The 20630-nt window shown below is 59.5% G+C and carries 22 protein-coding genes; 2 read left to right on the top strand and 20 right to left on the bottom strand.

The genetic code is table 11. The annotated features are described in order from the left end of the window. Nucleotides 1–8 precede the first annotated feature (8 nt). The 9 genes from mltG to ACP7B0_RS12415 form a co-directional block, all read right to left on the bottom strand. Nucleotides 9–1151: an endolytic transglycosylase MltG gene (mltG, locus tag ACP7B0_RS12455; protein ID WP_426141670.1), complete on the bottom strand. Its 1143-nt coding sequence runs from the start codon at nucleotides 1149–1151 to the stop codon at nucleotides 9–11. Then, nucleotides 1151–1969, bottom strand: coding sequence for an aminodeoxychorismate lyase (pabC, locus tag ACP7B0_RS12450; protein WP_426141669.1), 819 nt, complete (start codon nucleotides 1967–1969; stop codon nucleotides 1151–1153). The genes mltG and pabC overlap by 1 nt, the downstream gene beginning before the upstream one ends. Then, the gene (fabF, locus tag ACP7B0_RS12445) at nucleotides 1969–3213 is read right to left on the bottom strand and encodes a beta-ketoacyl-ACP synthase II (protein WP_426141667.1); all 1245 of its coding nucleotides are present in this window, start codon (nucleotides 3211–3213) and stop codon (nucleotides 1969–1971) included. The genes pabC and fabF overlap by 1 nt, the downstream gene beginning before the upstream one ends. 111 nt (nucleotides 3214–3324) lie before the next feature. Next, a complete protein-coding gene (acpP, locus tag ACP7B0_RS12440; protein WP_003175607.1) occupies nucleotides 3325–3561 on the bottom strand; it encodes an acyl carrier protein in 237 nt (78 codons plus the stop codon). A 194-nt stretch (nucleotides 3562–3755) separates the two neighbouring features. After that, nucleotides 3756–4499 carry a 3-oxoacyl-ACP reductase FabG gene (fabG, locus tag ACP7B0_RS12435; protein ID WP_426141666.1) on the bottom strand — a complete coding sequence of 248 codons (744 nt, stop codon included), beginning with the start codon at nucleotides 4497–4499 and terminating at the stop codon, nucleotides 3756–3758. A 14-nt stretch (nucleotides 4500–4513) separates the two neighbouring features. Beyond that, complete coding sequence (fabD, locus tag ACP7B0_RS12430) at nucleotides 4514–5452, bottom strand: ACP S-malonyltransferase (protein WP_426141665.1); 939 nt, start codon at nucleotides 5450–5452, stop codon at nucleotides 4514–4516. A 145-nt stretch (nucleotides 5453–5597) separates the two neighbouring features. Further along, on the bottom strand, nucleotides 5598–6605 hold the full coding sequence (gene plsX, locus ACP7B0_RS12425) for a phosphate acyltransferase PlsX (RefSeq protein ID WP_426141663.1): 1008 nt from the start codon (nucleotides 6603–6605) through the stop codon (nucleotides 5598–5600). 4 nt (nucleotides 6606–6609) lie between these two features. After that, a complete protein-coding gene (gene rpmF / locus ACP7B0_RS12420) occupies nucleotides 6610–6792 on the bottom strand; it encodes a 50S ribosomal protein L32 (protein ID WP_426141662.1) in 183 nt (60 codons plus the stop codon). Between the two features lie 13 nt (nucleotides 6793–6805). After that, the gene (locus ACP7B0_RS12415) at nucleotides 6806–7333 is read right to left on the bottom strand and encodes a YceD family protein (RefSeq protein WP_020290385.1); all 528 of its coding nucleotides are present in this window, start codon (nucleotides 7331–7333) and stop codon (nucleotides 6806–6808) included. 105 nt (nucleotides 7334–7438) lie between these two features. Between ACP7B0_RS12415 and ACP7B0_RS12410 the strand changes: the two genes are divergently transcribed. After that, entirely contained in the window at nucleotides 7439–8017 is a 579-nt protein-coding gene (locus ACP7B0_RS12410; RefSeq protein ID WP_426141661.1) for a Maf family protein, read from the top strand. Between the two features lie 80 nt (nucleotides 8018–8097). On the opposite strand, the gene ACP7B0_RS12405 is transcribed toward ACP7B0_RS12410, so the two are convergent. Genes ACP7B0_RS12405 through rluC form a run of 3 tightly spaced genes read right to left on the bottom strand, consistent with a single transcriptional unit; the run spans nucleotide 8098 to nucleotide 10748 of the window. Beyond that, entirely contained in the window at nucleotides 8098–9099 is a 1002-nt protein-coding gene (locus ACP7B0_RS12405) for a S49 family peptidase (RefSeq protein ID WP_426141660.1), read from the bottom strand. A 7-nt stretch (nucleotides 9100–9106) separates the two neighbouring features. Further along, nucleotides 9107–9784, bottom strand: a complete 678-nt coding sequence (locus ACP7B0_RS12400) for an HAD-IA family hydrolase (RefSeq protein WP_426141883.1) — start codon at nucleotides 9782–9784, stop codon at nucleotides 9107–9109. Between the two features lie 7 nt (nucleotides 9785–9791). Then, nucleotides 9792–10748: a 23S rRNA pseudouridine(955/2504/2580) synthase RluC gene (rluC, locus tag ACP7B0_RS12395; RefSeq protein WP_426141659.1), complete on the bottom strand. Its 957-nt coding sequence runs from the start codon at nucleotides 10746–10748 to the stop codon at nucleotides 9792–9794. 724 nt (nucleotides 10749–11472) lie between these two features. Between rluC and rne the strand changes: the two genes are divergently transcribed. Further along, a complete protein-coding gene (gene rne, locus ACP7B0_RS12390; protein ID WP_426141658.1) occupies nucleotides 11473–14787 on the top strand; it encodes a ribonuclease E in 3315 nt (1104 codons plus the stop codon). Nucleotides 14788–14900: 113 nt separating this feature from the next. On the opposite strand, the gene ACP7B0_RS12385 is transcribed toward rne, so the two are convergent. From ACP7B0_RS12385 to ACP7B0_RS12350, 8 genes are read right to left on the bottom strand one after another with little or no spacing between them, the layout of a single operon-like run. Beyond that, entirely contained in the window at nucleotides 14901–15494 is a 594-nt protein-coding gene (locus ACP7B0_RS12385) for a nucleotidyltransferase family protein (protein ID WP_426141657.1), read from the bottom strand. Continuing rightward, on the bottom strand, nucleotides 15491–16480 hold the full coding sequence (locus ACP7B0_RS12380; RefSeq protein ID WP_426141656.1) for an XdhC family protein: 990 nt from the start codon (nucleotides 16478–16480) through the stop codon (nucleotides 15491–15493). Before ACP7B0_RS12380 ends, ACP7B0_RS12385 begins: the two co-directional genes overlap by 4 nt. Before the next feature lie 57 nt (nucleotides 16481–16537). Next, entirely contained in the window at nucleotides 16538–17557 is a 1020-nt protein-coding gene (gene murB / locus ACP7B0_RS12375; RefSeq protein ID WP_426141655.1) for a UDP-N-acetylmuramate dehydrogenase, read from the bottom strand. After that, the gene (kdsB, locus tag ACP7B0_RS12370) at nucleotides 17554–18318 is read right to left on the bottom strand and encodes a 3-deoxy-manno-octulosonate cytidylyltransferase (RefSeq protein ID WP_426141654.1); all 765 of its coding nucleotides are present in this window, start codon (nucleotides 18316–18318) and stop codon (nucleotides 17554–17556) included. Before kdsB ends, murB begins: the two co-directional genes overlap by 4 nt. Beyond that, nucleotides 18315–18500, bottom strand: coding sequence for a Trm112 family protein (locus tag ACP7B0_RS12365; RefSeq protein ID WP_426141653.1), 186 nt, complete (start codon nucleotides 18498–18500; stop codon nucleotides 18315–18317). The genes kdsB and ACP7B0_RS12365 overlap by 4 nt, the downstream gene beginning before the upstream one ends. Nucleotides 18501–18517: 17 nt before the next feature. Continuing rightward, the gene (gene lpxK / locus ACP7B0_RS12360; RefSeq protein WP_426141652.1) at nucleotides 18518–19513 is read right to left on the bottom strand and encodes a tetraacyldisaccharide 4'-kinase; all 996 of its coding nucleotides are present in this window, start codon (nucleotides 19511–19513) and stop codon (nucleotides 18518–18520) included. After that, entirely contained in the window at nucleotides 19513–19944 is a 432-nt protein-coding gene (locus ACP7B0_RS12355; RefSeq protein ID WP_426141651.1) for an ExbD/TolR family protein, read from the bottom strand. Before ACP7B0_RS12355 ends, lpxK begins: the two co-directional genes overlap by 1 nt. Further along, complete coding sequence (locus ACP7B0_RS12350; protein WP_426141882.1) at nucleotides 19941–20615, bottom strand: MotA/TolQ/ExbB proton channel family protein; 675 nt, start codon at nucleotides 20613–20615, stop codon at nucleotides 19941–19943. Before ACP7B0_RS12350 ends, ACP7B0_RS12355 begins: the two co-directional genes overlap by 4 nt. Nucleotides 20616–20630 lie beyond the last annotated feature (15 nt).

Genomic DNA, 20630 nt, shown 5'->3' with positions numbered 1-20630 from the left:
GGCACTCCTCATTCATCTTCATTGGGTGCATTGCTCGCACTGGAATCTGGCTCGGGCGCCGCAGGCTGTGCCGGCTCGGCTGTCGCTGGCGGCGTTTCCGGCGACGGCTCAGCGGAAACCGGAGCCGGGCTGGACCGATAATCGGTGCGACGCTTGAGCTGGTACTCACGGACAGCCGCGTTATGGGCGTCCAGGTCCGCAGAGAACACATGGCTGCCATCCCCCTTCGCAACAAAATACAGGCTGTTGCCGGAAACGGGATGAAGTGCCGCATGAATGGCTTCGCGCCCCACCAGGGAGATAGGTGTTGGCGGAAGCCCTGCAATCACATAGGTGTTGTAAGGCGTTGCTTCTTTGAGATGTGCACGGGTCAACTTGCCGTTGTACCGTTCGCCCAGACCGTAAATAACTGTCGGGTCGGTCTGCAGGAGCATGCCCAAACGCAAGCGCCTGACAAAAACCCCGGCAATTTCGCCACGTTCCTGAGGAACGCCCGTCTCTTTTTCCACCAGCGATGCCATGATCAAGGCCTGATACGGATCGACGTATGGGACGTCAGCCGCCCGTTTGGCCCATTCTTCGTCCAGCACTTCATTCAGACGGTTGTAAGCCTGCTTGAGCAGTTCGACGTCGGTCATGCCTCGCACGTAGCGATAGGTGTCCGGAAAGAACCGCCCTTCGGGAAAGACGCCCGGATGACCCAGTTTGGCCATCAGCTCGCTGTCGCTCAATCCGTCGAGGCTCTGTTCGAGCTTGACCTGCTTGGCCAGTGCTGCACGAACCTGACGGAAATTCCAGCCTTCCACAAGGGTCAGGCTGTACTGAACCACTTCGCCACGCTGCCACAAGCCCAGCAACGATTGAGCATCCATGCCGGGCGTCATCCGGTATTCACCGCTGTGCAGGGACTGCCCGGACAGATTGAAACGCCAGTAGAGCCGCAGCCAGAACGCATCCTTGATGACGCCATCAGCCTCAAGACGATTGAGCACGCCAGTGGGGGTCGAACCCGAAGGAACGTCGAGCAATTGCTCCTGGGTAACCTTCAACGGCTGCTGCAACGCCTGATTCTGCTGCCAAAACGCAGCACCCAGCGCCAGCCCCGCCACCACGACGCCAGCTTCCAGCAACACCAAAAATTTTCGAATCACTAAGCGGTTTCCAGAAGCGCGAGAACAGTGCGCTGCAGTTTACGGGTGAGCGGACCAACCGGCCAGCTCAGGTGCATGAAGCCGCGAACGGGCCACACGCCATAGACACTGTTGCAGAGAAATACTTCATCGGCTTGCTGCAGGTCAGCCATCTGGATGTCGCGTACCGCGATGGGAATACCCAGCGTTGGGGCCTGCTCCAACAGCTCGGCACGCATGACACCGGCGACCCCGCAACGGGACAGCTCGGCGGTCAGCAGCGTCCCGTCGCTGATCAGGAACAGATTGCTGTAGACGCCTTCAATGATGCGACCGGACGTGTCCAGCATCAGCCCCTCGGCGTGGTCGGTGTCTTGCCATTCGGAACGAGCGAGTACCTGCTCAAGTCGATTCAGATGCTTGAGCCCGGCCAATAGAGGCTGTTCGCCCAGACGGGTCTGGCAAGGGAACAAACGCACGCCCTGCTCCCCATGAGCGCTCGGGTAGGCAGGAGCGGGGCCACCCTGCAGAATTCGTCGGGACGGGGCATTCAGGGCCGGGGCGTAGCCGCGCTGGCTGTCGCCCCGAGTGACAATCAACTTCATCACGCCGTCGCCCAGTTGCGCGGCAAAGGCCAGCAGCTCGCGACGGATCAGGGGTAAATCGACAGCAATCCCCAAACGTTCACAACCGCATTCCAGGCGCTGCAAATGTCGCTCCAGGAGCGAAGGCCGTCCGTGCTTGACGGCAATGGTCTCAAACAGACCATCGCCATACGCCAACCCCCTGTCCTTGATGGACAGGCTATCGGCAGGACAGCCATCGACCCAGTCGAGCATTACTCGCTGAACCGGCGGAACACCAGCGAGCCGTTGGTTCCGCCAAAGCCGAACGAGTTGGAAATCGCTACATTGATCGGCATGCTCTGCGCCTCGTGGGGCACAAAGTTCAGATCGCAGCCTTCGCCCGGCTCATCGAGGTTGATGGTCGGTGGCGCAACCTGACCGTTGATGGCCAAAATACTGAAGATCGCTTCCACGGCGCCTGCAGCACCCAACAAGTGGCCAGTCATGGACTTGGTGGAACTGACCGCGAGCTTGTAGGCGTGATCGCCAAACACCGACTTGATCGCCTGGGCTTCAGCCAGGTCACCGGCCAGCGTCGATGTGCCATGGGCGTTGATGTACTGAACGTCATCAACGTTAACCTTGGCGTCGCGCAGCGCATTGACGATACAACGCGCAGCACCTGCGCCATCGTCCGGCGGCGAGGTCATGTGATAGGCATCACCGCTCATGCCAAAGCCGATCAATTCGGCATAAATCGTTGCCCCGCGCGCCTTGGCGTGCTCCAGCTCCTCAAGAACCAGCGCGCCGGAACCATCGGACAGGACAAAACCGTCGCGGCCCTTGTCCCACGGACGGCTGGCACGCGTCGGGTCATCATTGCGGGTGGACAGCGCCCTGGAGGCACCAAAACCGCCCATGCCAAGACCGCAGGCCGCCATTTCAGCACCGCCGGCAATCATCACATCAGCTTCGCCGTATGCAATGTTGCGCGCCGCCATGCCGATGCAATGCGTGCCCGTCGTACAGGCGGTGGCGATCGCGTAGTTAGGCCCCTGTACGCCCAGGTGTATCGACAGGAAGCCGGAAATCATGTTGATGATGGAGCCCGGCACAAAAAACGGTGAAATCCGCCCCGGCCCTTGCTCATGCAGCGAGCGGCTGTTGTTTTCGATGTTGGTCAAGCCGCCAATACCGGAACCCATGGCTACGCCAATGCGCTCACGGTTAGCGTCGGTGACTTCAAGACCGGAATTGCGCACAGCCTGAAAACTGGCCGCCAGACCATACTGAATGAAGAGATCGAGCCTGCGAGCCTCTTTAGGCGCCAGGTACTCTTCAACATTGAATCCTTTGATCGAACCGCCAAAGCGGGTCGTGTAAGCCGAAAGGTCCGTGTGCTCGATAAGGCCAATGCCACTGCGGCCAGCCAGAATACCCTGCCAACTGCTCGGCACGTCCGTGCCCAGTGGCGACAGCATACCCATACCGGTGACCACGACGCGTCTACGCGACACAGGACTCTCCTTTTCTCTTATTGACGATACAGAGCATCGTTTTTAAAGAAAAAACCGCACGCCGGTGAGGCAGTGCGGTTTTCCCATGACAGCAGCTACGATTACAGCGTGTTACGCCTGATGGCTAGTAACGTAATCGATAGCAGCTTGAACGGTGGTGATCTTCTCGGCTTCTTCGTCAGGGATTTCGGTCTCGAATTCCTCTTCCAGAGCCATCACCAGCTCAACGGTATCAAGGGAGTCAGCACCCAGGTCTTCAACGAAGGAAGCAGTGTTGACCACTTCCTCCTCTTTGACGCCAAGCTGCTCGGCTACGATTTTCTTGACGCGCTCTTCGATGGTGCTCATACCTAGTTTTAACTCCTAGTGGAAAATTTCAGGCGGCTGGCCGGTGGGTAAGTGTATAGAAGAGGTTTTGCGCATTTCAAGCTCAATGCTAACCCCTTCTGACCTCACAGGCCTGACGCCCATTTGTAGATTGCAGCTTTATAACGGATTTTAGACGGCACGTATGACATTTTTTTTCCGCAATCCGCCACTTTTTAACTCATGTACATGCCGCCGTTCACGGGGATTGTAGCCCCGGTCACGTAGCCTGCACCTTCCGAAGCAAGAAAAGCGACCACGTGTGCGATCTCTTCAGCCTGCCCCAAACGCCCCAGAGGAATCTGGGAAATCAGAGATTCACGCTGTGCTTCTGGCAGTTCACGCGTCATGTCGGTGTCGATAAAGCCCGGTGCAACCGAGTTTACCGTCACGGCACGCGAACCCACTTCACGAGCCAAGGCCCGACTGAAACCTTCCAGACCGGCCTTTGCGGCTGCATAGTTTACTTGGCCTGCGTTGCCCATGGCACCCACAACAGAGCCAATACTGATAATTCGCCCCCAGCGCGCCTTGGTCATGCCGCGCAAAACACCCTTGGACAAGCGAAAAAGGCTGTTCAGGTTGGTGTCGACGACATCATGCCATTCGTCGTCTTTCATGCGCATCATCAGGTTGTCACGGGTGATCCCGGCGTTATTGACGAGGATCAACGGCGCCCCGACACGCGCCTGAATCAGCGCCAACGTCGCGTTGACCGATTCGGAGTCGGTGACGTCGAGCATCAGGCCAAAGCCTTCGATGCCTTTTTCCTTGAACGTCGCGCTGATGCGCTCGGCACCGGCTTCAGAAGTCGCGGTCCCTACGACAACCGCACCATTGGCACCCAATTCCAGGGCAATGGCTTGACCAATTCCACGACTGGCACCGGTAACCAGTGCAACTTTACCTTGCAGGCTCATGCAAGCTCTCCTAATCAGGCCAGTGCCGCGAGGGTGGCGGCAAAGGCGTCTGGGGTGTTGAGGTTGTAGGTCGTCACGCCGTCGGCGCAACGCTTGTTGAGGCCGGCCAGCACTTTACCCGGACCGCATTCGACCAGTTGGGTAGCACCGTTGGCGGCCAACGCCTGGATCGACTCGACCCATCGGACCGGCATGTAGAGCTGCTTCAACAGATCGGACTTCAGCCTGTCGAGATCAGACACGACAGCGGCGCTCACATTCTGCACCAGAGGGATCTGCGGGGCTTTCCAGTCAATCATCGCGACCGAATCTGCAAAACGCTCGGCGGCAGGACGCATCAGTTCGCAATGGGAAGGCACACTGACCGGCAACGGCATGGCACGCTTGGCACCGGCCGTTTTGCACAGGTCCATGGCGCGCTGTACGGCAGCCACAGAACCGGCAATGACCACCTGGCCCGGCGAGTTGAAATTCACTGCGCTGACCACTTCGCCCTGAGCGGCTTCGGCGCAGGCCCCCAGTACCGCCGCATCTTCCAGCCCGAGGATAGCCGCCATGGCACCCTGCCCTGCTGGCACGGCCTCCTGCATCAACTGGCCGCGACGCTCAACGAGCTTTACCGCATCGCCCAGCGACATGCTGCCCGCGGCAACCAGTGCACTGTACTCGCCAAGGCTGTGCCCGGCGACATAGGCAGGTCGAGCACCACCTTCAGCCAGCCAAAGGCGCCACAACGCGATAGACGCCGTCAGAATGGCAGGCTGGGTTTTGTCGGTTTGATTCAGTTCGGCTTCCGGACCCTGCTGGGTCAATTCCCAAAGGTTATAGCCCAACGCTTTGGACGCTTCTTCGAACGTATCCAGAATCAACGGATACCGGGCCGCCAGCTCGGCAAGCATGCCCAGCGACTGGGAGCCTTGACCCGGAAAGACGAATGCGAGGGATGCAGACATTTAACAAGCCTCTGAAATAGTTGTCGTCGATATTGACGCCCGGCCGTCCTGGCCGCGCGCAAGAAGTCGAATGCTAATGACTGATCGTTTGGATGACTGGTCGGTCAGTAGCGTCACATTTTCGGGAATTACGTCCCGGGCCATACTAAAGCAACTCTTCAAGACGTCCGTGCAAGCGTTGAGGAAGATCTTCCTGAATCTCGATCAATGCACGCTGAATGGCACTCTGAAAACCCTGCTGACTGGCAGAGCCATGGCTTTTGACAACGATACCCTGCAAACCGAGAAAACTGGCACCGTTGTGCCTCGCCGGCGCCAGATCCGCCTGCAAACGCTTCATCAGCGGCAGCGCCAACACACCAACGGCCCTGGAGAACAGACTCTGATTGAATAACGCCTGCACTCGCGCCGCGATCATTGTGGCAAGCCCCTCGCTGGACTTGAGCAGGATATTGCCGACAAAGCCATCACAGACCACTACATCGGCCTCACCCCGATACAGACCGTCACCCTCAATGAAACCGGAATAATTCAGGCCCGACGCCGCCTGCAAGAGGCCGGCAGCCAGTTTGACCTGCTGATTACCCTTGATGTCTTCAATACCCACATTGAGCAGGGCCACTCTGGGCCGCGAAACACCCAACGCCTCGGCGGCGACCGACCCCATTACGGCAAATTGATAAAGGCGCTCGGCACTGCAGTCGACGTTCGCCCCCAGGTCCAGCAGCTGACAATAGCCGCGCTGGGTAGGGATTGCAGCCACCATCGCCGGACGGTCGATGCCCGGCAAGGTCTTGAGCACGAAGCGTGACAGCGCCATTAGCGCACCGGTATTGCCAGCACTGACACACGCCTGGGCCTGACCGTCGGCCACCAGACCCAACGCCACCCGCATGGAGGAGTCGGGCTTGCCGCGCAGCGCCTGGGACGGGCGCTCATCCATGGCGATCACCTCGCTGGCATTGACAACGCGCAGGCGAGAGCGATCCACACCGGGATGGCGGGCGATAAGGTCTTCAATAAGGGGGGCTTGACCCACAAGGATCAGATGCAGCGAGGGCGTAGCAATCAGGCACGCGAGGCTTGCCTGAACAATGTTGCGGGGACCGAAGTCCCCGCCCATTGCGTCGATCGCGATGATCGGAGCGGACAAGAAATTACTCGTCAGCGCCCTTTTCGATCACTTTACGACCACGGTAAACACCTTCCGGCGAAACGTGGTGACGCAGGTGAATTTCACCTGTTGTCTTTTCTACCGACAGAGTGCTTGCCTCAAGAGCGTCGTGGGAACGACGCATGTCACGGGCAGAGCGGGATTTTTTGTTCTGCTGAACAGCCATAATTGATTAACTCCTAAACGTTTGGGTCACGCTTTAACTGCGCCAATACACTGAACGGGTTGGACCGCGTTACCTCGTCCACGCTCGGTTCGGGCTCATCGAGACCCGCCGGCTGCTGGCATTCTTCCGGATGATGAGCCGGCACAATGGGCAAGGCGAGCAGAAGCTCTTCCTCGATCAAAGCCAGCAGATCCAATGGATCTTCGCCCAGTTCCAGCACGTCATAACCTTTCGGTAACGACTGGGTATTCGCACCCTCCTTCATCACCGCGTAACTGCATTCGCTGTGAATAGGCAGGGTGACCAGCTCAAGACAACGCTGGCAAACCATTTTGACTTCGACGTCGATAGAACTGTGTATAACCACAGATCTGCGTTCGTCACGCTCAAAAACGAATTTAGCCTGCACCGTACCGAGGTTATCGGAAAGCGGGTCGCAGAGTCTCTCCAAATCGGCCAGAAGCACTTCACCTTGAAGGGTAGTGCCACGATCAGCCAATTTGCGCGGGTCAACGTGAGGTGGAATCGGGTCATTCAACATAGGCGCAGCATTCTAGGGACGACCCCCAGGCATGTCAAAGGAAATTCAGACCTGTTATCTGGCAGCGGCTTGATTAGAATCAACTTTCACCTGTCGGAGAACCCCATGCTGCCCTTGTTGCTCGCTTCCAGCTCACCTTATCGCAGGGAATTACTCGCCCGATTGCGCGTGCCGTTCGTCTGCAGCTCTCCCGAAATCGACGAAAGCCATCGAGCCGGCGAAAGCCCCATCGAGCTGGTGCAACGGCTGGCCGAGGAAAAAGCCAGGGCACTGGCCGCGCATTACCCCGACCACCTGATCATCGGCTCGGACCAGGTCGCAGTCCTCGACGGCAATATCCTCGGTAAACCTCATACCTTCCAGCGTGCACTGGAACAACTCACCGCCGCCAGCGGCCGTAGCGTGACCTTCCTCACCGGCCTTGCACTGCTAAACAGCGCCACCGGGCGCTGCCAGATCGATTACGTGCCGTTCACCGTGCATATGCGCACGCTGGACACACCCCGCATCGAACGCTATCTGCACGCCGAGCAGCCCTTCGATTGCGCGGGCAGCTTCAAGGCGGAAGGTCTTGGGGTGAGTCTGTTTCGCGCCACCGAAGGCAGCGACGCCACCAGCCTGATCGGACTGCCATTGATTCGGCTGGTGGACATGTTGAGCAACGAAGGCATCACGTTACCGTGAGACCAAAAACAGGAAACCCGACCAATGGTCGGGTTTCGTCTATATAGAGGACGCTATAGAGGACGCTTTATCGCTCGCTGTCAGCGAAGCGTTGGGCCACTGAAGCCAGCCCACATCGCAATCTGCTGTGCGACGCTGGCCCCGAGTTTTTTCGAGAACCGGTCCAATGGCGACTCCTTGACGGTGTAGTCCACGATCTCTTTCTCGCCGATCACTTCGCGTGCCACGTAACTGGCACTGCCCAGCCCGTCGATCAAGCCAAGCGGCAGTGCCTGTTCGCCAGTCCAGACGAGCCCTGAGAACAGCTCAGGATGCTCCTTGTCCTTGAGGCGATCGCCACGACCCAGCTTGACGCTGGCGATGAACTGCCGATGAGTGGTGTCCAGCACACTCTGCCAGAAGGCCGTTTCATCCGCTTTCTGTGGCTGGAACGGGTCCAGAAAAGCCTTGTGCTCGCCTGAGGTGTAAGTACGACGATCAACCCCCAGCTTCTCCATGGTGCCGACGAAGCCGAAACCCGCAGCCGTCACGCCAATGGAACCCACGAGGCTGGCCTTGTCGGCGTAGATCTGGTCAGCGGCACTGGCAATGTAATAAGCCCCGGACGCCCCCAGATCAGTAATGACGGCATAAACCTTGATCGCAGGCTTTTCGGCCCGCAGGCGACGAATCTCGTCGGCAATGTAGCCGGACTGCACCGGACTCCCACCCGGACTGTTGATCCGCAGGATCACGCCCTTGGTATGGGCGTCTTTAAAGGCGGCACGCAAGCTCCCGACAATATTGTCGGCACTCGCCGACTCGTTGTCGGCGATCATGCCCTGCACTTCGATCAGCGCGGTGTGGTTTTCGCTGCTGGACACGCCTTTGTCAAAGCTCATCAGCGGCGTAAACAGAACCAAGGCGCCAAACAGGTAGATAAAGGTCAGGAGCTTGAAAAAGATCCCCCAACGCCGCGAGCGACGCTGCTCCTGGACGCTCGCCAACAGCGTCTTCTCGAGTAGCTTCCAGCTCTTGGCATCAGCCCCGCTTTCTAAAACCTCGTCATCCTTCGAGACCGGTGCTTTCCACTCATCCGACATTTCTTGATCACCCCAACAACGAAGATGCAGTACTGCGCGAACCCAACCAGGTGCGCAACTCGGAAAAACGGTCGATGGCCAGACGCGGCTCGTACTCGCGCAATGAGGACAGCGACTGCGCGCCATACCCTACCGCAACGGAATCCATGCCAGCGTTGCGCGCCATCAACAAATCAAAAGACGAATCACCCACCATCAGCGCCCGCTCGGGGGCAACGTCACAATGCTGGAGAATTTCATGGAGCATCAAAGGATCGGGCTTGCTGGCCGTCTCGTCGGCCGCACGAGTGATGTCGAAGTAATCCAGCCAGTCATGGGCCTTGAGCACCCGATCAAGCCCGCGCCGCGCCTTACCGGTCGCCACTGCCAACTGATAGCCTTCGGCACGAAAGGCTTCGATAGACTCCAGCACCCCGTCAAACAGCGGCGACGGCACATCGTCCATGGCCATATAGCTGTCGGCATAACGCTGGCGAAAACTGATCAGATCGTTGGCTGTGATGTCCGGATAGAGGGCCTGAATGGCCTCAGGCAACCCCAGACCGATGATGCCCTTGATTGCATGATCATCCAGAACCTGACGGCCGCTGAGGGTCGCAGCCATCCGCATGGACTCGACAATGCGCCCGATGGAGTCGGCCAGGGTGCCGTCCCAATCGAAAATCAACAGCTCATAATTCAACACTTCGCTATCAAGGCGCACTCAAACGCTCCACGGTCTTGGCCCACATGTCGTCCACGGGAGCCTGCAGCTTCAGCTCACCCCCATCCGGCAGCGGCACGGTCAGCATGTAAGCGTGCAGAAACAGCCGCTTGCCGCCCAGATCACGAATCTCGCGACTGAAATCCTCGTCGCCGTATTTGGTGTCACCCGCGATGGCATGACCGGCGTGCAGCGTGTGCACGCGGATCTGATGCGTACGGCCGGTCACCGGCTTGGCTTCGATCAGGGTGGCGAAATCACCGAAGCGGCGCAGCACCTTGAAGATCGTCAGCGCCTCCTTGCCTTCTTCATTGACCTCGACCATGCGCTCGCCGGAGCGCAAATTGCTCTTGAGCAATGGCGCATTGACGCGCTTCTGGGAGGTGTCCCAATGGCCGCGCACCAGGGCCATATAACGTTTGTCGACACCGTCGCCGCGCAACGCCTCGTGCAGGTGGCGCAGCATGCTGCGTTTCTTGGCGATCATCAGCAGCCCTGACGTATCGCGATCAAGGCGGTGCACCAGCTCCAGCTCCTTGGCGTCCGGGCGCATCTGACGGAAGGCTTCGATGACACCGAAGTTCAGGCCGCTGCCGCCATGCACGGCGATACCGGCCGGCTTGTTCAGCACGATCAGCGCCTTGTCTTCAAAGACAATGGCAGCTTCAAGGCGCTGCAACAGGCCCTGAGCAACAGGTACGGGCGCATCTCGCTCAGGCACGCGCACAGGTGGAACGCGGATGATGTCGCCCGCCTGCAACTTATACTCGGGCTTGATGCGACCCTTGTTCACTCGCACTTCGCCTTTGCGCAAAATGCGGTAAATCAAGGTCTTAGGCACGCCTTTGAGGAAAGTGACAAGAAAATTATCGATACGTTGACCGGCATATTCCGGCGCAACCTCTACCAGCTGGACGCTGGGGGTTGGAGGGGTGATGTTCGTCATGCCGCAAATCATAACAATTTTTATGGATTTGAAGCACTTAATGATTGCTGCTATAGTCGCGAACGCCGCCAAAAGCGGCCTGGACAGCGGACAAACGGTTTAACCACCGGCCCTGCCCAACGCAATTCACGAGGACGCGAGGCCGTCCTACGGGGCTTTCGGTGACGACGAACAGGCTGGAAATGTAACAAGCGCAGGTGACATGAGGCCTGAAACAAGCCAGATCGCAGAGTTATCACTCGCCTTCTAGAGCTCAAAATTCACGGCCAGTTCACAAAGTGCAGTCATCTTCAGACATTTCGTGCGAATACTTCGGAAACAACGCCTTAAGCCATGATGCGTGGCCCTCCAGTGGAAGGTCGCGGTAAATGCCAACCCGCTGCGGATTCTGCGCGCGGCAGCACCCGAATTATCAGGGATACGTGTAGGGTGGAGACGCACAACCATCGGACTGTGTAGCACTAGGCTTATTCAAGACGCTTCATCTCGTCCGCTACCGATGGTCGATTCCTCCTCCTGACAAAGCTTTTGCTGAAAGGGTGTCTTTATTGTCACCACAGCAAGCAGGAAACGTCGTCGCGACTCCGGCCCTTCTGGCTGGAATCCTCGCTAGACACTGGAGTGTCCAACCACTCTTGACGTGCCCTGACACCGACCGTGAGAAGTCGTGTGTGCCGAACGCCGTTTCCGGCAGCCCGGAAACCGACGGTACTACATGAAAAGAATGCTGATTAACGCAACTCAACCCGAAGAGTTGCGTGTTGCACTGGTAGATGGCCAACGCCTCTATGACCTGGACATCGAGTCGGGTGCACGCGAGCAGAAGAAAGCCAACATCTATAAAGGCCGAATCACTCGTATCGAACCAAGCCTGGAGGCTGCCTTTGTCGATTTCGGCTCTGAGCGCCATGGCTTCCTGCCCCTCAAGGAAATCTCCCGCGAGTACTTCAAGAAGGCTCCTGAAGGCCGCGTCAACATCAAGGACGTCCTGAGCGAAGGCCAGGAAGTCATCGTTCAGGTAGAAAAAGAAGAACGTGGCAACAAAGGCGCCGCCTTGACCACCTTCATCAGCCTTGCCGGTCGTTACCTGGTTCTGATGCCGAACAACCCGCGTGCCGGCGGTATCTCCCGTCGCATCGAAGGCGAAGAGCGCAACGAACTGCGCGAAGCACTCAATGGCCTGATCGCTCCGGCGGACATGGGCCTGATCGTACGCACTGCCGGCCTGGGCCGCAGCAGCGAAGAAATGCAATGGGACCTCGATTACCTGTTGCAACTCTGGGCAGCAATCAAAGAAGCATCACTGGACCGCGCCGCGCCTTTCCTGATCTATCAGGAAAGCAACGTGATCATTCGCGCTATCCGCGACTATCTGCGCCAGGACATCGGCGAAGTGCTGATCGACAGCGTCGAAGCCCAGGAAGAAGCCCTGACCTTCATCCGTCAGGTGATGCCGCAGTACGCCAGCAAGATCAAGCTGTACGAAGACAGCGTTCCGCTGTTCAACCGTTTCCAGATCGAAAGCCAGATCGAAACCGCTTTCCAGCGTGTTGTTGAACTGCCTTCCGGCGGCTCTATCGTCATCGATCCGACCGAAGCCCTGGTGTCCATCGACATCAACTCGGCCCGCGCCACCAAAGGCAGCGACATCGAAGAGACGGCGCTGCAGACCAACCTTGAAGCCGCCGAAGAAATCGCCCGTCAATTGCGCCTGCGTGACATTGGCGGCCTGATCGTGATCGACTTCATCGACATGACGCCGGCCAAGAACCAGCGCGCCGTGGAAGAAAAAGTCCGCGAAAGCCTGGAAGCCGACCGCGCCCGCGTTCAAGTAGGTCGCATATCGCGTTTCGGCCTGCTGGAAATGTCCCGTCAGCGCCTGCGCCCTTCCCTGGGTGAAAGCAGCGGCATCGTCTGCCCGCGTTGCAACGGCACCGGCATCATCCGTGACGTCGAATCGCTGTCGCTGGCGATCCTGCGCCTGATCGAAGAAGAAGCCCTGAAGGACCGCACTGCCGAAGTCCGCGCCCAGGTGCCGATCCCGGTTGCTGCGTTCCTGCTCAACGAAAAACGCAACTCGATCACCAAGATCGAACTGCGCACCCGCGCTCGCATCATCATCCTGCCGAACGATCACCTCGAAACGCCGCACTTCGAAGTGCAGCGTCTGCGTGATGACAGCCCGGAAGCGCACACCAACCAGTCCAGCTACGAAATCGCCGCTGCCGCTGCCGAAGTGGAAGAAGTCGCTCCGCCAGCCGCTGCGACACGCACCCTGGTTCGCCAGGAAGCCGCAGTCAAGACAGCTCCGCCACGGGCCAACGCACCGGTTCCTGTCGAAGCCGCTGCTCCGGCACCCGCTCCGGTTGTTCACGAGCCAAGCCTGTTCAAGGGCCTGGTGAAATCCCTGGTTAGCCTGTTTGCCACCAAGGAAGAGCCTGTTGCACCGGCCGTCATCGAAAAGCCGGCTGCCGCCGAGCGTCCAGCTCGCAACGAAGAGCGTCGCAACGGTCGTCAACAGAGCCGTGGCCGCACCAATCGTCGTGACGAAGAGCGCAAGCCTCGTGAAGAACGCGCCCCACGTGAGGAACGTGCAGAGCGTGCACCTCGCGAAGAACGCGCCCCCCGTGAAGAGCGTGCAGAACGCGCACCGCGTGAACCTCGTGAGGCTCGCGACGAAACCACGACCGCTACCGCTCCTCGTGAAGAGCGGCCAGCTCGCGCACCACGTGAAGAACGTGCACCGCGTGCGCAGCGTGAAGACCGCAAGTCCCGGGAAGATCGTCCTGTACGCGAACTGCGCGAAGCACTGGATGCCGCCCCGGCAGTAAACCTGGCTCGGGAAGAACGCCCTGAGCGCGCTCCTCGTGAAGAGCGCCAGCCTCGCCAGCCTCGCGAAGAGCGTCAGCCACGCGCCGAACAGGCCGTCGCCGCAGTCAGCGAAGATGAAGTGTTGCTCAACGAAGAGTTGATCACCGACGATAACCAGGAAGGCGCCGAAGGCGATCGCCCTCGTCGTCGCTCACGCGGTCAGCGTCGTCGCAGCAACCGTCGCGAGCGTCAACGTGATGCCAATGGCAACGTGATCGAAGGTTCCGAAGGTTCCGAAAATGCCGAAGGCACTGAAGGCACTGAAGAAAACGACCTGAACACCGTCAGCGCCAGCGTTGCTGCGGATCTGGCAGTGATCGAAGCCGTAGGCAGCACCCTGATCAGCGCCCCGGCCGAAGCTCAGGCTAACCGTCAGGCGGAACGTGCGACTGCATCCGTCGAAGCGTCGGATTCGTCCTTCGCCCAATCGACCGCTGTAGAAACCCCGTCGATCCAGACGCCAGCCTTTGAAGCTTCGGAAATCGAAGCCCCGCAAATCGCAGCGGTATCTGCTGACATCGAAACACCTGTTGTTGAAGCGCCGATGGCCGAGCAAGCGCCCAAAGCCGAGCCAACCCCGGATGTAGAAGTCCAGCCGGCCCAGCTTGAAGCGTATGTAGAAGCACCGGTCGAAGCGCCAGCAATGGCCGCCCAGACCGAGCTGTTCGACGCCCCGCATGCCGAGCGCGTCGTACCTTTCCAGCCAACGCCAGAGCCCATCGCTCAAGCGCCACAGGCAGAAGAAGCAGCACCGTCCCGTACAGAGACTCACGTCACTGAATCGGCGGAGCTGCCAACACCTGCGCCAGTGGTTGCCGAAGCGCCTGCGTCTTACGCCGCTCCGGAAATTGTCGCGACGTCACCTGCCGCAGAAGCAGCAGTGGTCGTTGCCGAAACCCCGGCAATCCCCGTGAGCAGCACTGGCCGCGCGCCAAATGACCCACGTGAAGTGCGTCGCCGCAAGCGTGAAGCCGAGCGTCTGCAGAAAGAAGCTGAAGAAGCGGCCGCCAAAGCTCCAGTTGTCACTGAAGCCGCGCCGGATGCACCTGAAGCCGAGCCGACCCAACCTTCACCGGTGGTCGACGAAAACCTGCAATCGGCTGAAGAAGTCGTGCAGCAACAACCTAAAGCGCAGGAAGAAAGCACCGAGCCCAAGCCTCTGGCTTAAGCCTCGCTGAACAAAAAGCCCCGTCTGCGAAAGCAGACGGGGCTTTTTTATACGTGTTTTATGGCTGTTTTATAGCTTTTTTATAGGTATCGAGAACACCTGAAAACTCGCGCTCAATACTTAAAGACCAACGCCTCGGGCACGTCCACGTCCCACAACACGCCAGGATCATCCACCTCGATGGTCTGCACCCTGGCTGTCTGGAACAGCCGCTTGGCACCCTGATCGCCTGTCAGGCTCATCAATGCCGAACCGAAACTGCGTCCAAAACCAACCGGATGACCGCGCTGACCTTGATAGACAGGCACGCTGATGGCGTCGTCCTGCAGGGAATCAATCACTTGGTCGAGGGTGCCTGGCAGGATAAAGGGCATATCGCCAAGCGCTACCACCCAGCCACGATAATCGGGGGCTGCGGCGACCGCTGCTGCAAGACTGTCGCCCATCCCGGGTGAATCCAGTAGCAGTACCTCACAACCGTAACGCCGCCCAAGTCGGGAGACGTCTACAAGCTCCGGGCGGGTGATCAACAGGCACTTAACCACGACTTCGCTCAGCCCGACCAGCACGTGCTCCAGCACCGGCCGAACGATTGCGTCACGCCCTTGGCAAGGTGCCAACAGCTTGTGCAAGTCACCGCCAGCGACAGCTCGATAACGACTGCCCTGCCCTGCGGCCAACACAATGGCGCAGACGTCATGGATCAACGCGCAGCCTCGGCAGTAAGCGGCTTTTTCTGCTTCAAGGCGATGCCGTTCTTGATGGAGACGATTTCAGCCATCAACGACAGCGCGATCTCAGCCGGCGTATGGCTGCCGATGTGCAGGCCGATTGGACCGTGCAAGCGGGCGATAGCGGTTTCACTCAAACCCAGTAACGCGAGGTTTTCACGGCGCTTCTGGCTGTTGACCCGCGACCCCAGCGCGCCCACGTAAAACGCCGGTGAATTCAACGCGGTCAGCAGCGCCATGTCGTCCAGACGTGGATCGTGCGTCAAGGCAACTACGGCGGTCCGCTCGTCGGTTTCGATGGTCAGTACTGCATCGTCGGGCATTCCGGGCACGAATCGGGCTTGCTGGTCTTCCCAGCCGAATGAAAACTCGGTGCGTGGATCGCAGATCAGCACGTCGAAATCCAGCAACCGGGCCATTTCTGCAACATACCGGGACAACTGCCCTGCGCCGATCAACAACAAGCGCCAACGAGGACCGTAAAGGGTGCGCAAGGTGTCACCATCAAAGGTCACCACGTCATGGCGCCGGGCACTGTGCAGGGTCACTTCCCCAGTGTGCAGATTCAGTTCACGGGCAACGATCTGATGGTCCTCGCAGCGCTGCAAAAGCTCTGCAACCCACTGCTCATCGTCAACCCACTCTTGCGTCAGGCGCAGGGTGCCGCCGCAAGGCAGACCGAATCGTGCGGCCTCGTCGAGGGTGACGCCATAGGTGATCAGCTCGACGCTCTCCCCGCCCCGCTGCAACCGGCCATCCTGTAATCGGGCGATCAGGTCATCCTCGATACAGCCACCGGAAACCGAGCCGATGACCACTCCGTCTTCGCGCAAGGCCAGCATTGCGCCGGGCGGCCGAGGGGCGCTGCCCCAGGTCTGGACCACGCTATACAGCACCACACGCTGACCTGCGCGGCGCCATTGCAGCACGCTGCGCAGGACATTCAAGTCAACGCTATCCATCGGGTTTGTTCTCGTTAAAAGCATTCAGCCCAGAGGCATGAATCGGGAGGCGCCGACTCAGTAGAGATTCGGCTCCATTTCCAGCGTTACATCAAAGCGCTCGGCGATATCGGCCTGAATACGCCGCGCCAGCGCCAGCAACTGCAAGCCAGTGGCATGGCCGTAGTTGACCAGTACAAGGGACTGCAAGCGATGCACGCCAGCATCCCCTTCACGGTAGCCTTTCCAGCCGGCCTGCTCGATCAACCAGCCCGCGGCCAGTTTTACCTGCCCGTCAGCCTGGGGATAACCCACAAGCCCCGGATGATTGACTTTGATGCGCGCCGCCAGTTCAGCGGCAACCAGCGGATTTTTAAAGAAGCTGCCGGCATTCCCGAGTTCGGCGGGGTCAGGCAGTTTTTCGCTGCGGATCGCGCAGACAGCCTTGCTGACATCGAAGGGGGTCGGCTGCTGGATGCCCAACGCGTCCAGACGCTGACGCACCGGACCGTATTCAAGGTGTAATTGAGCGACACGACTCAGAACAAAACGCACCCGCAAAATCAGCCAACGCCCGGCGTCGTGTTTGAAAATGCTGTCACGGTAGCCAAACGCACACTCATCCAGCGAGAAGTCACGCAGCTCGCCCGTCTGGCGATCAAGCGCCGTCAGGCTATGAAAAACGTCTTTGATCTCCACGCCGTAGGCGCCGATGTTCTGCATCGGAGCGGCGCCCACGGTCCCTGGAATCAGGCTCAGGTTTTCCAGACCGCACAGCCCCAGTTCCAGGCAATGCTGCACAAAGGGGTGCCAGGGTTCGCCCGCCTCGGCCTCGACGATCGCCTGCAAGCAGTCTTCGCGAACAATACGAATACCGCGACTGGCCATGCGCAGCACCAATGCGTTGACATCGGCGGTCAACAGCAGATTACTGCCACCGCCCACCACCATCAGCGGCAGGTCATGCGCCGCGCAATACGCCAGTGCGGCGCGCACGTCGTCGTCATTGTGGGCCTGGGCGAACCGCTGCGCCTGCACATCAACGCCAAAGGTATTGAACGGCTTGAGGGAAACGGCGGACTGCACCTGCAACGTCAAACCTCCAGCAAGCGTTTGACACGCTCGAGATCTTCAGCGGTGTCCACGCCCGCAGGCGGAGCCTCCACAGCATCGGCCACGTGAATCCGCACGCCATGCCACAACGCCCGCAGTTGCTCCAGGCATTCGGTGTCTTCGAGCCAGCACGGCCCCCAACTGACGAAGTCCTGAAGAAATCCCGCACGATAGGCATAAATGCCGATGTGCCGACGATACGGAACATCCGCTGGCAGTTGATCGCGGCTCTTGGCCAGCGCATCACGCGCCCATGGCAAAGGCGCACGACTGAAGGTCAGCGCCAGGCCGTTGATGTCGCAAACGACCTTGACCACGTTGGGATTGAACAGCGCAGCAACGTCGTCGATGGGCTCGGCCAGGGTCGACATGCGTGCTTCGGGGTGCGCCGCGAGATTATCAGCGACCTGATCAATCACCGCAGGCGGGATCATCGGTTCGTCACCCTGAACATTGACCACGATGGCGTCTGCCGCCAGGCCGAGTTGTGTAGCCACCTCGGCCAAGCGGTCGGTGCCGGAGTTGTGGTCTTCGCGGGTCAGCAGCACTTCGGCGCCAAAGGCACGGCATGCGTCGACGATACGCGCGTCATCCGTGGCAATGACCACCCGTGCAGCGCTGCTTTTACGAGCCTGCTCCCAGACATGCTGGACCATCGGCTTGCCAGCGATTTCCTTGAGCGGCTTGCCCGGAAAACGGCTGGAGCCGTAACGAGCGGGAATGACGACCGTGAAAACCGCAGTCATTTATCCAGACGCTCGTCGGTGGTCAGGGTGCGCGCTTCACTTTCGAGCATGACCGGAATGCCATCACGAATAGGATAAGCCAGGCCAGCGCCCTTGCTGATCAGTTCGGTTTTATCGGGGCTGAGCTTGAGCGGTCCTTTGCAGATCGGGCAAGCGAGGATGTCGAGCAATTTGGTGTCCATAGGAAATCCTGAGCGAATCATGGCAAAAGACGTGTTAACTGCGAATCGAACCAGCTGACAAAAGCGGCTGAAGGCACGGCATCCACGGCCAGGAACCACCAGTCATCCGCCGCGAAGGGCCGGCATTTCACAGCGTCCTTTTCGGTCATGACGACGGGCAGCGACGGCGTGAACGTCAGCGCCTGCGCGCTGTACGCGGCATGGTCCGCAAACGCGTGAGCGACAGGCCGCCAGTGTAGCCCTTCGAGCGTGTTGAAGAAACGTTGCGGGTTACCGATCCCGGCGACAGCATGGACGGCCTGCCCCGGCGCGAAATAATCCACCGGCTGGCGCTCGCCACTGCGCAGATTGACCAGCGCGGCAGGCTGGAGCTGGAATGCATAGCCGTCGTCACGATCAGCGCTGGCGCCGTTATAGAGCAGCGCGTCGACGCTGTTCAGGCGTTCGACGGGTTCGCGCAAGGGACCGGCAGGCAAACAGCGTCGATTCCCCAAGCCTCGGGCCGCGTCAATCAGCACAAGTTCCAGATCCCGGGCAAGGCGATAATGTTGCAGGCCATCGTCGGAAAGAATCAGGTCCAGGGGTTCGCTGTCCAGCAAGGCACGCACGGCTCGGGCGCGATCCGGGTCGATCATCAACGGGACGCCGGTACGCTGCACGATCAGCAGCGGTTCGTCCCCGGCCTGAGCGGCGCTCTGGTCAGCCGCCACGCGCCAGGGCAGACTGGGCGGCGTTGCGCCATAACCCCGGCTGACAACGCCCACACGCAGCCCGCGACTGCGGCAATGCTCGATCATCCACAGGATCAACGGCGTCTTGCCGGTGCCACCCACGGTGATATTACCCACAACCACCACCGGAATCGGCGCCCGGTAGATTTCACCCTGCCCGGCCAGAAAGCGCGCACGCTTGCCCTCGACGACCCGGCGATACAAGCTTTCCAACGGGCGTAACAGCGCCAGTGCCGGATGACCGGCATACCAGGCGGCAAGCAAGCGGTCGGAGAGTGCCATCAGTTAGCCGATGCGGCCTCTACGGTGGTCATGCGCAAGTGGCTGAAACCCAGTTTGCCCGCCGCATCCATGGCGGTAATCACTGATTGATGGGGGGTTTTGCCGTCCGCGCTGATGGTCAGGGGCAGACTGGTATCACCGGCGGACTCACGCTGCAGGGCGTCGATCAATGTTGCCAGATCGTTCTTGGGCAACAACTGATTGTTCACGGAGAAAACCCCATCGGCGTTGATGGTGATATCCAGATGCTTGCGATCAACGTCGGCATCCGGCGTGCCGGTCACGGCCTGAGGCAGGTCGACCCGCAGTTGGGTTTCGCGAGTGAACGTCGTGGTCACAATAAAGAACAGCAACAGGATGAACACCACATCGATCAGCGACACAAGGTTGATGTCGATGTTCTCCCTGACCTTGCGGCGACGAAATTTCACTTCTTCCTGCCCTCACCCCGGGCCTGAGCCTTGAGTTCGACTTTCGGATCGTTGAGGTCGACATCACGGTCGCCCTGCACCACTTCAACCAGCTTGATGGCTTCCTGCTCCATGCCGACAACCAGTTCGTCGACCCGGCTTTGCAGGAAACGATGAAAGAAAATCGCCGGAATGGCAACGATCAGTCCGGAAGCCGTACAGATCAGCGCCTTGGAAATACCGCCCGCCAGAACCGCAGCGTTGGCGGTGTTACCGGTGGCGTTGAATGAGGCGAAGATATCGATCATGCCCAGCACGGTACCGAGCAAACCCAGCAAAGGCGCCATGGCAGCGATCGAGCCCAGGGCACTGAGGTAGCGTTCCAGGTCATGAATAACCCGGGCGGCCGCCTCTTCGATGCACTCCTTCATGATCTCGCGACCATGTTTGGAGTTGGTCAGGCCCGCCGCCAGGATTTCACCCAATGGCGAATCGGCGCGCAGCTCCTTGAGCTTTTCGTTGTCCAGCTTCTTTTCCTTGATCCAGCGCCAGACCTGCCCCAGCAGATGGGGCGGCGCGATCCGGCTGGCACGCAAGGTCCAGAGACGTTCGATGACGATGCCGAACGCGGCGATGGAACTCAGAATGATCGGCAGCATCATCCAGCCACCTGACTTGACCAGTTCCCACACAGTGACGACCCCCAG

The organism is Pseudomonas sp. DWP3-1-2 (assembly GCF_049896285.1).
In the GTDB taxonomy this organism is placed as follows: Bacteria; Pseudomonadota; Gammaproteobacteria; order Pseudomonadales; family Pseudomonadaceae; genus Aquipseudomonas.
This window is presented reverse-complemented; position numbering and strand designations above follow the sequence as displayed.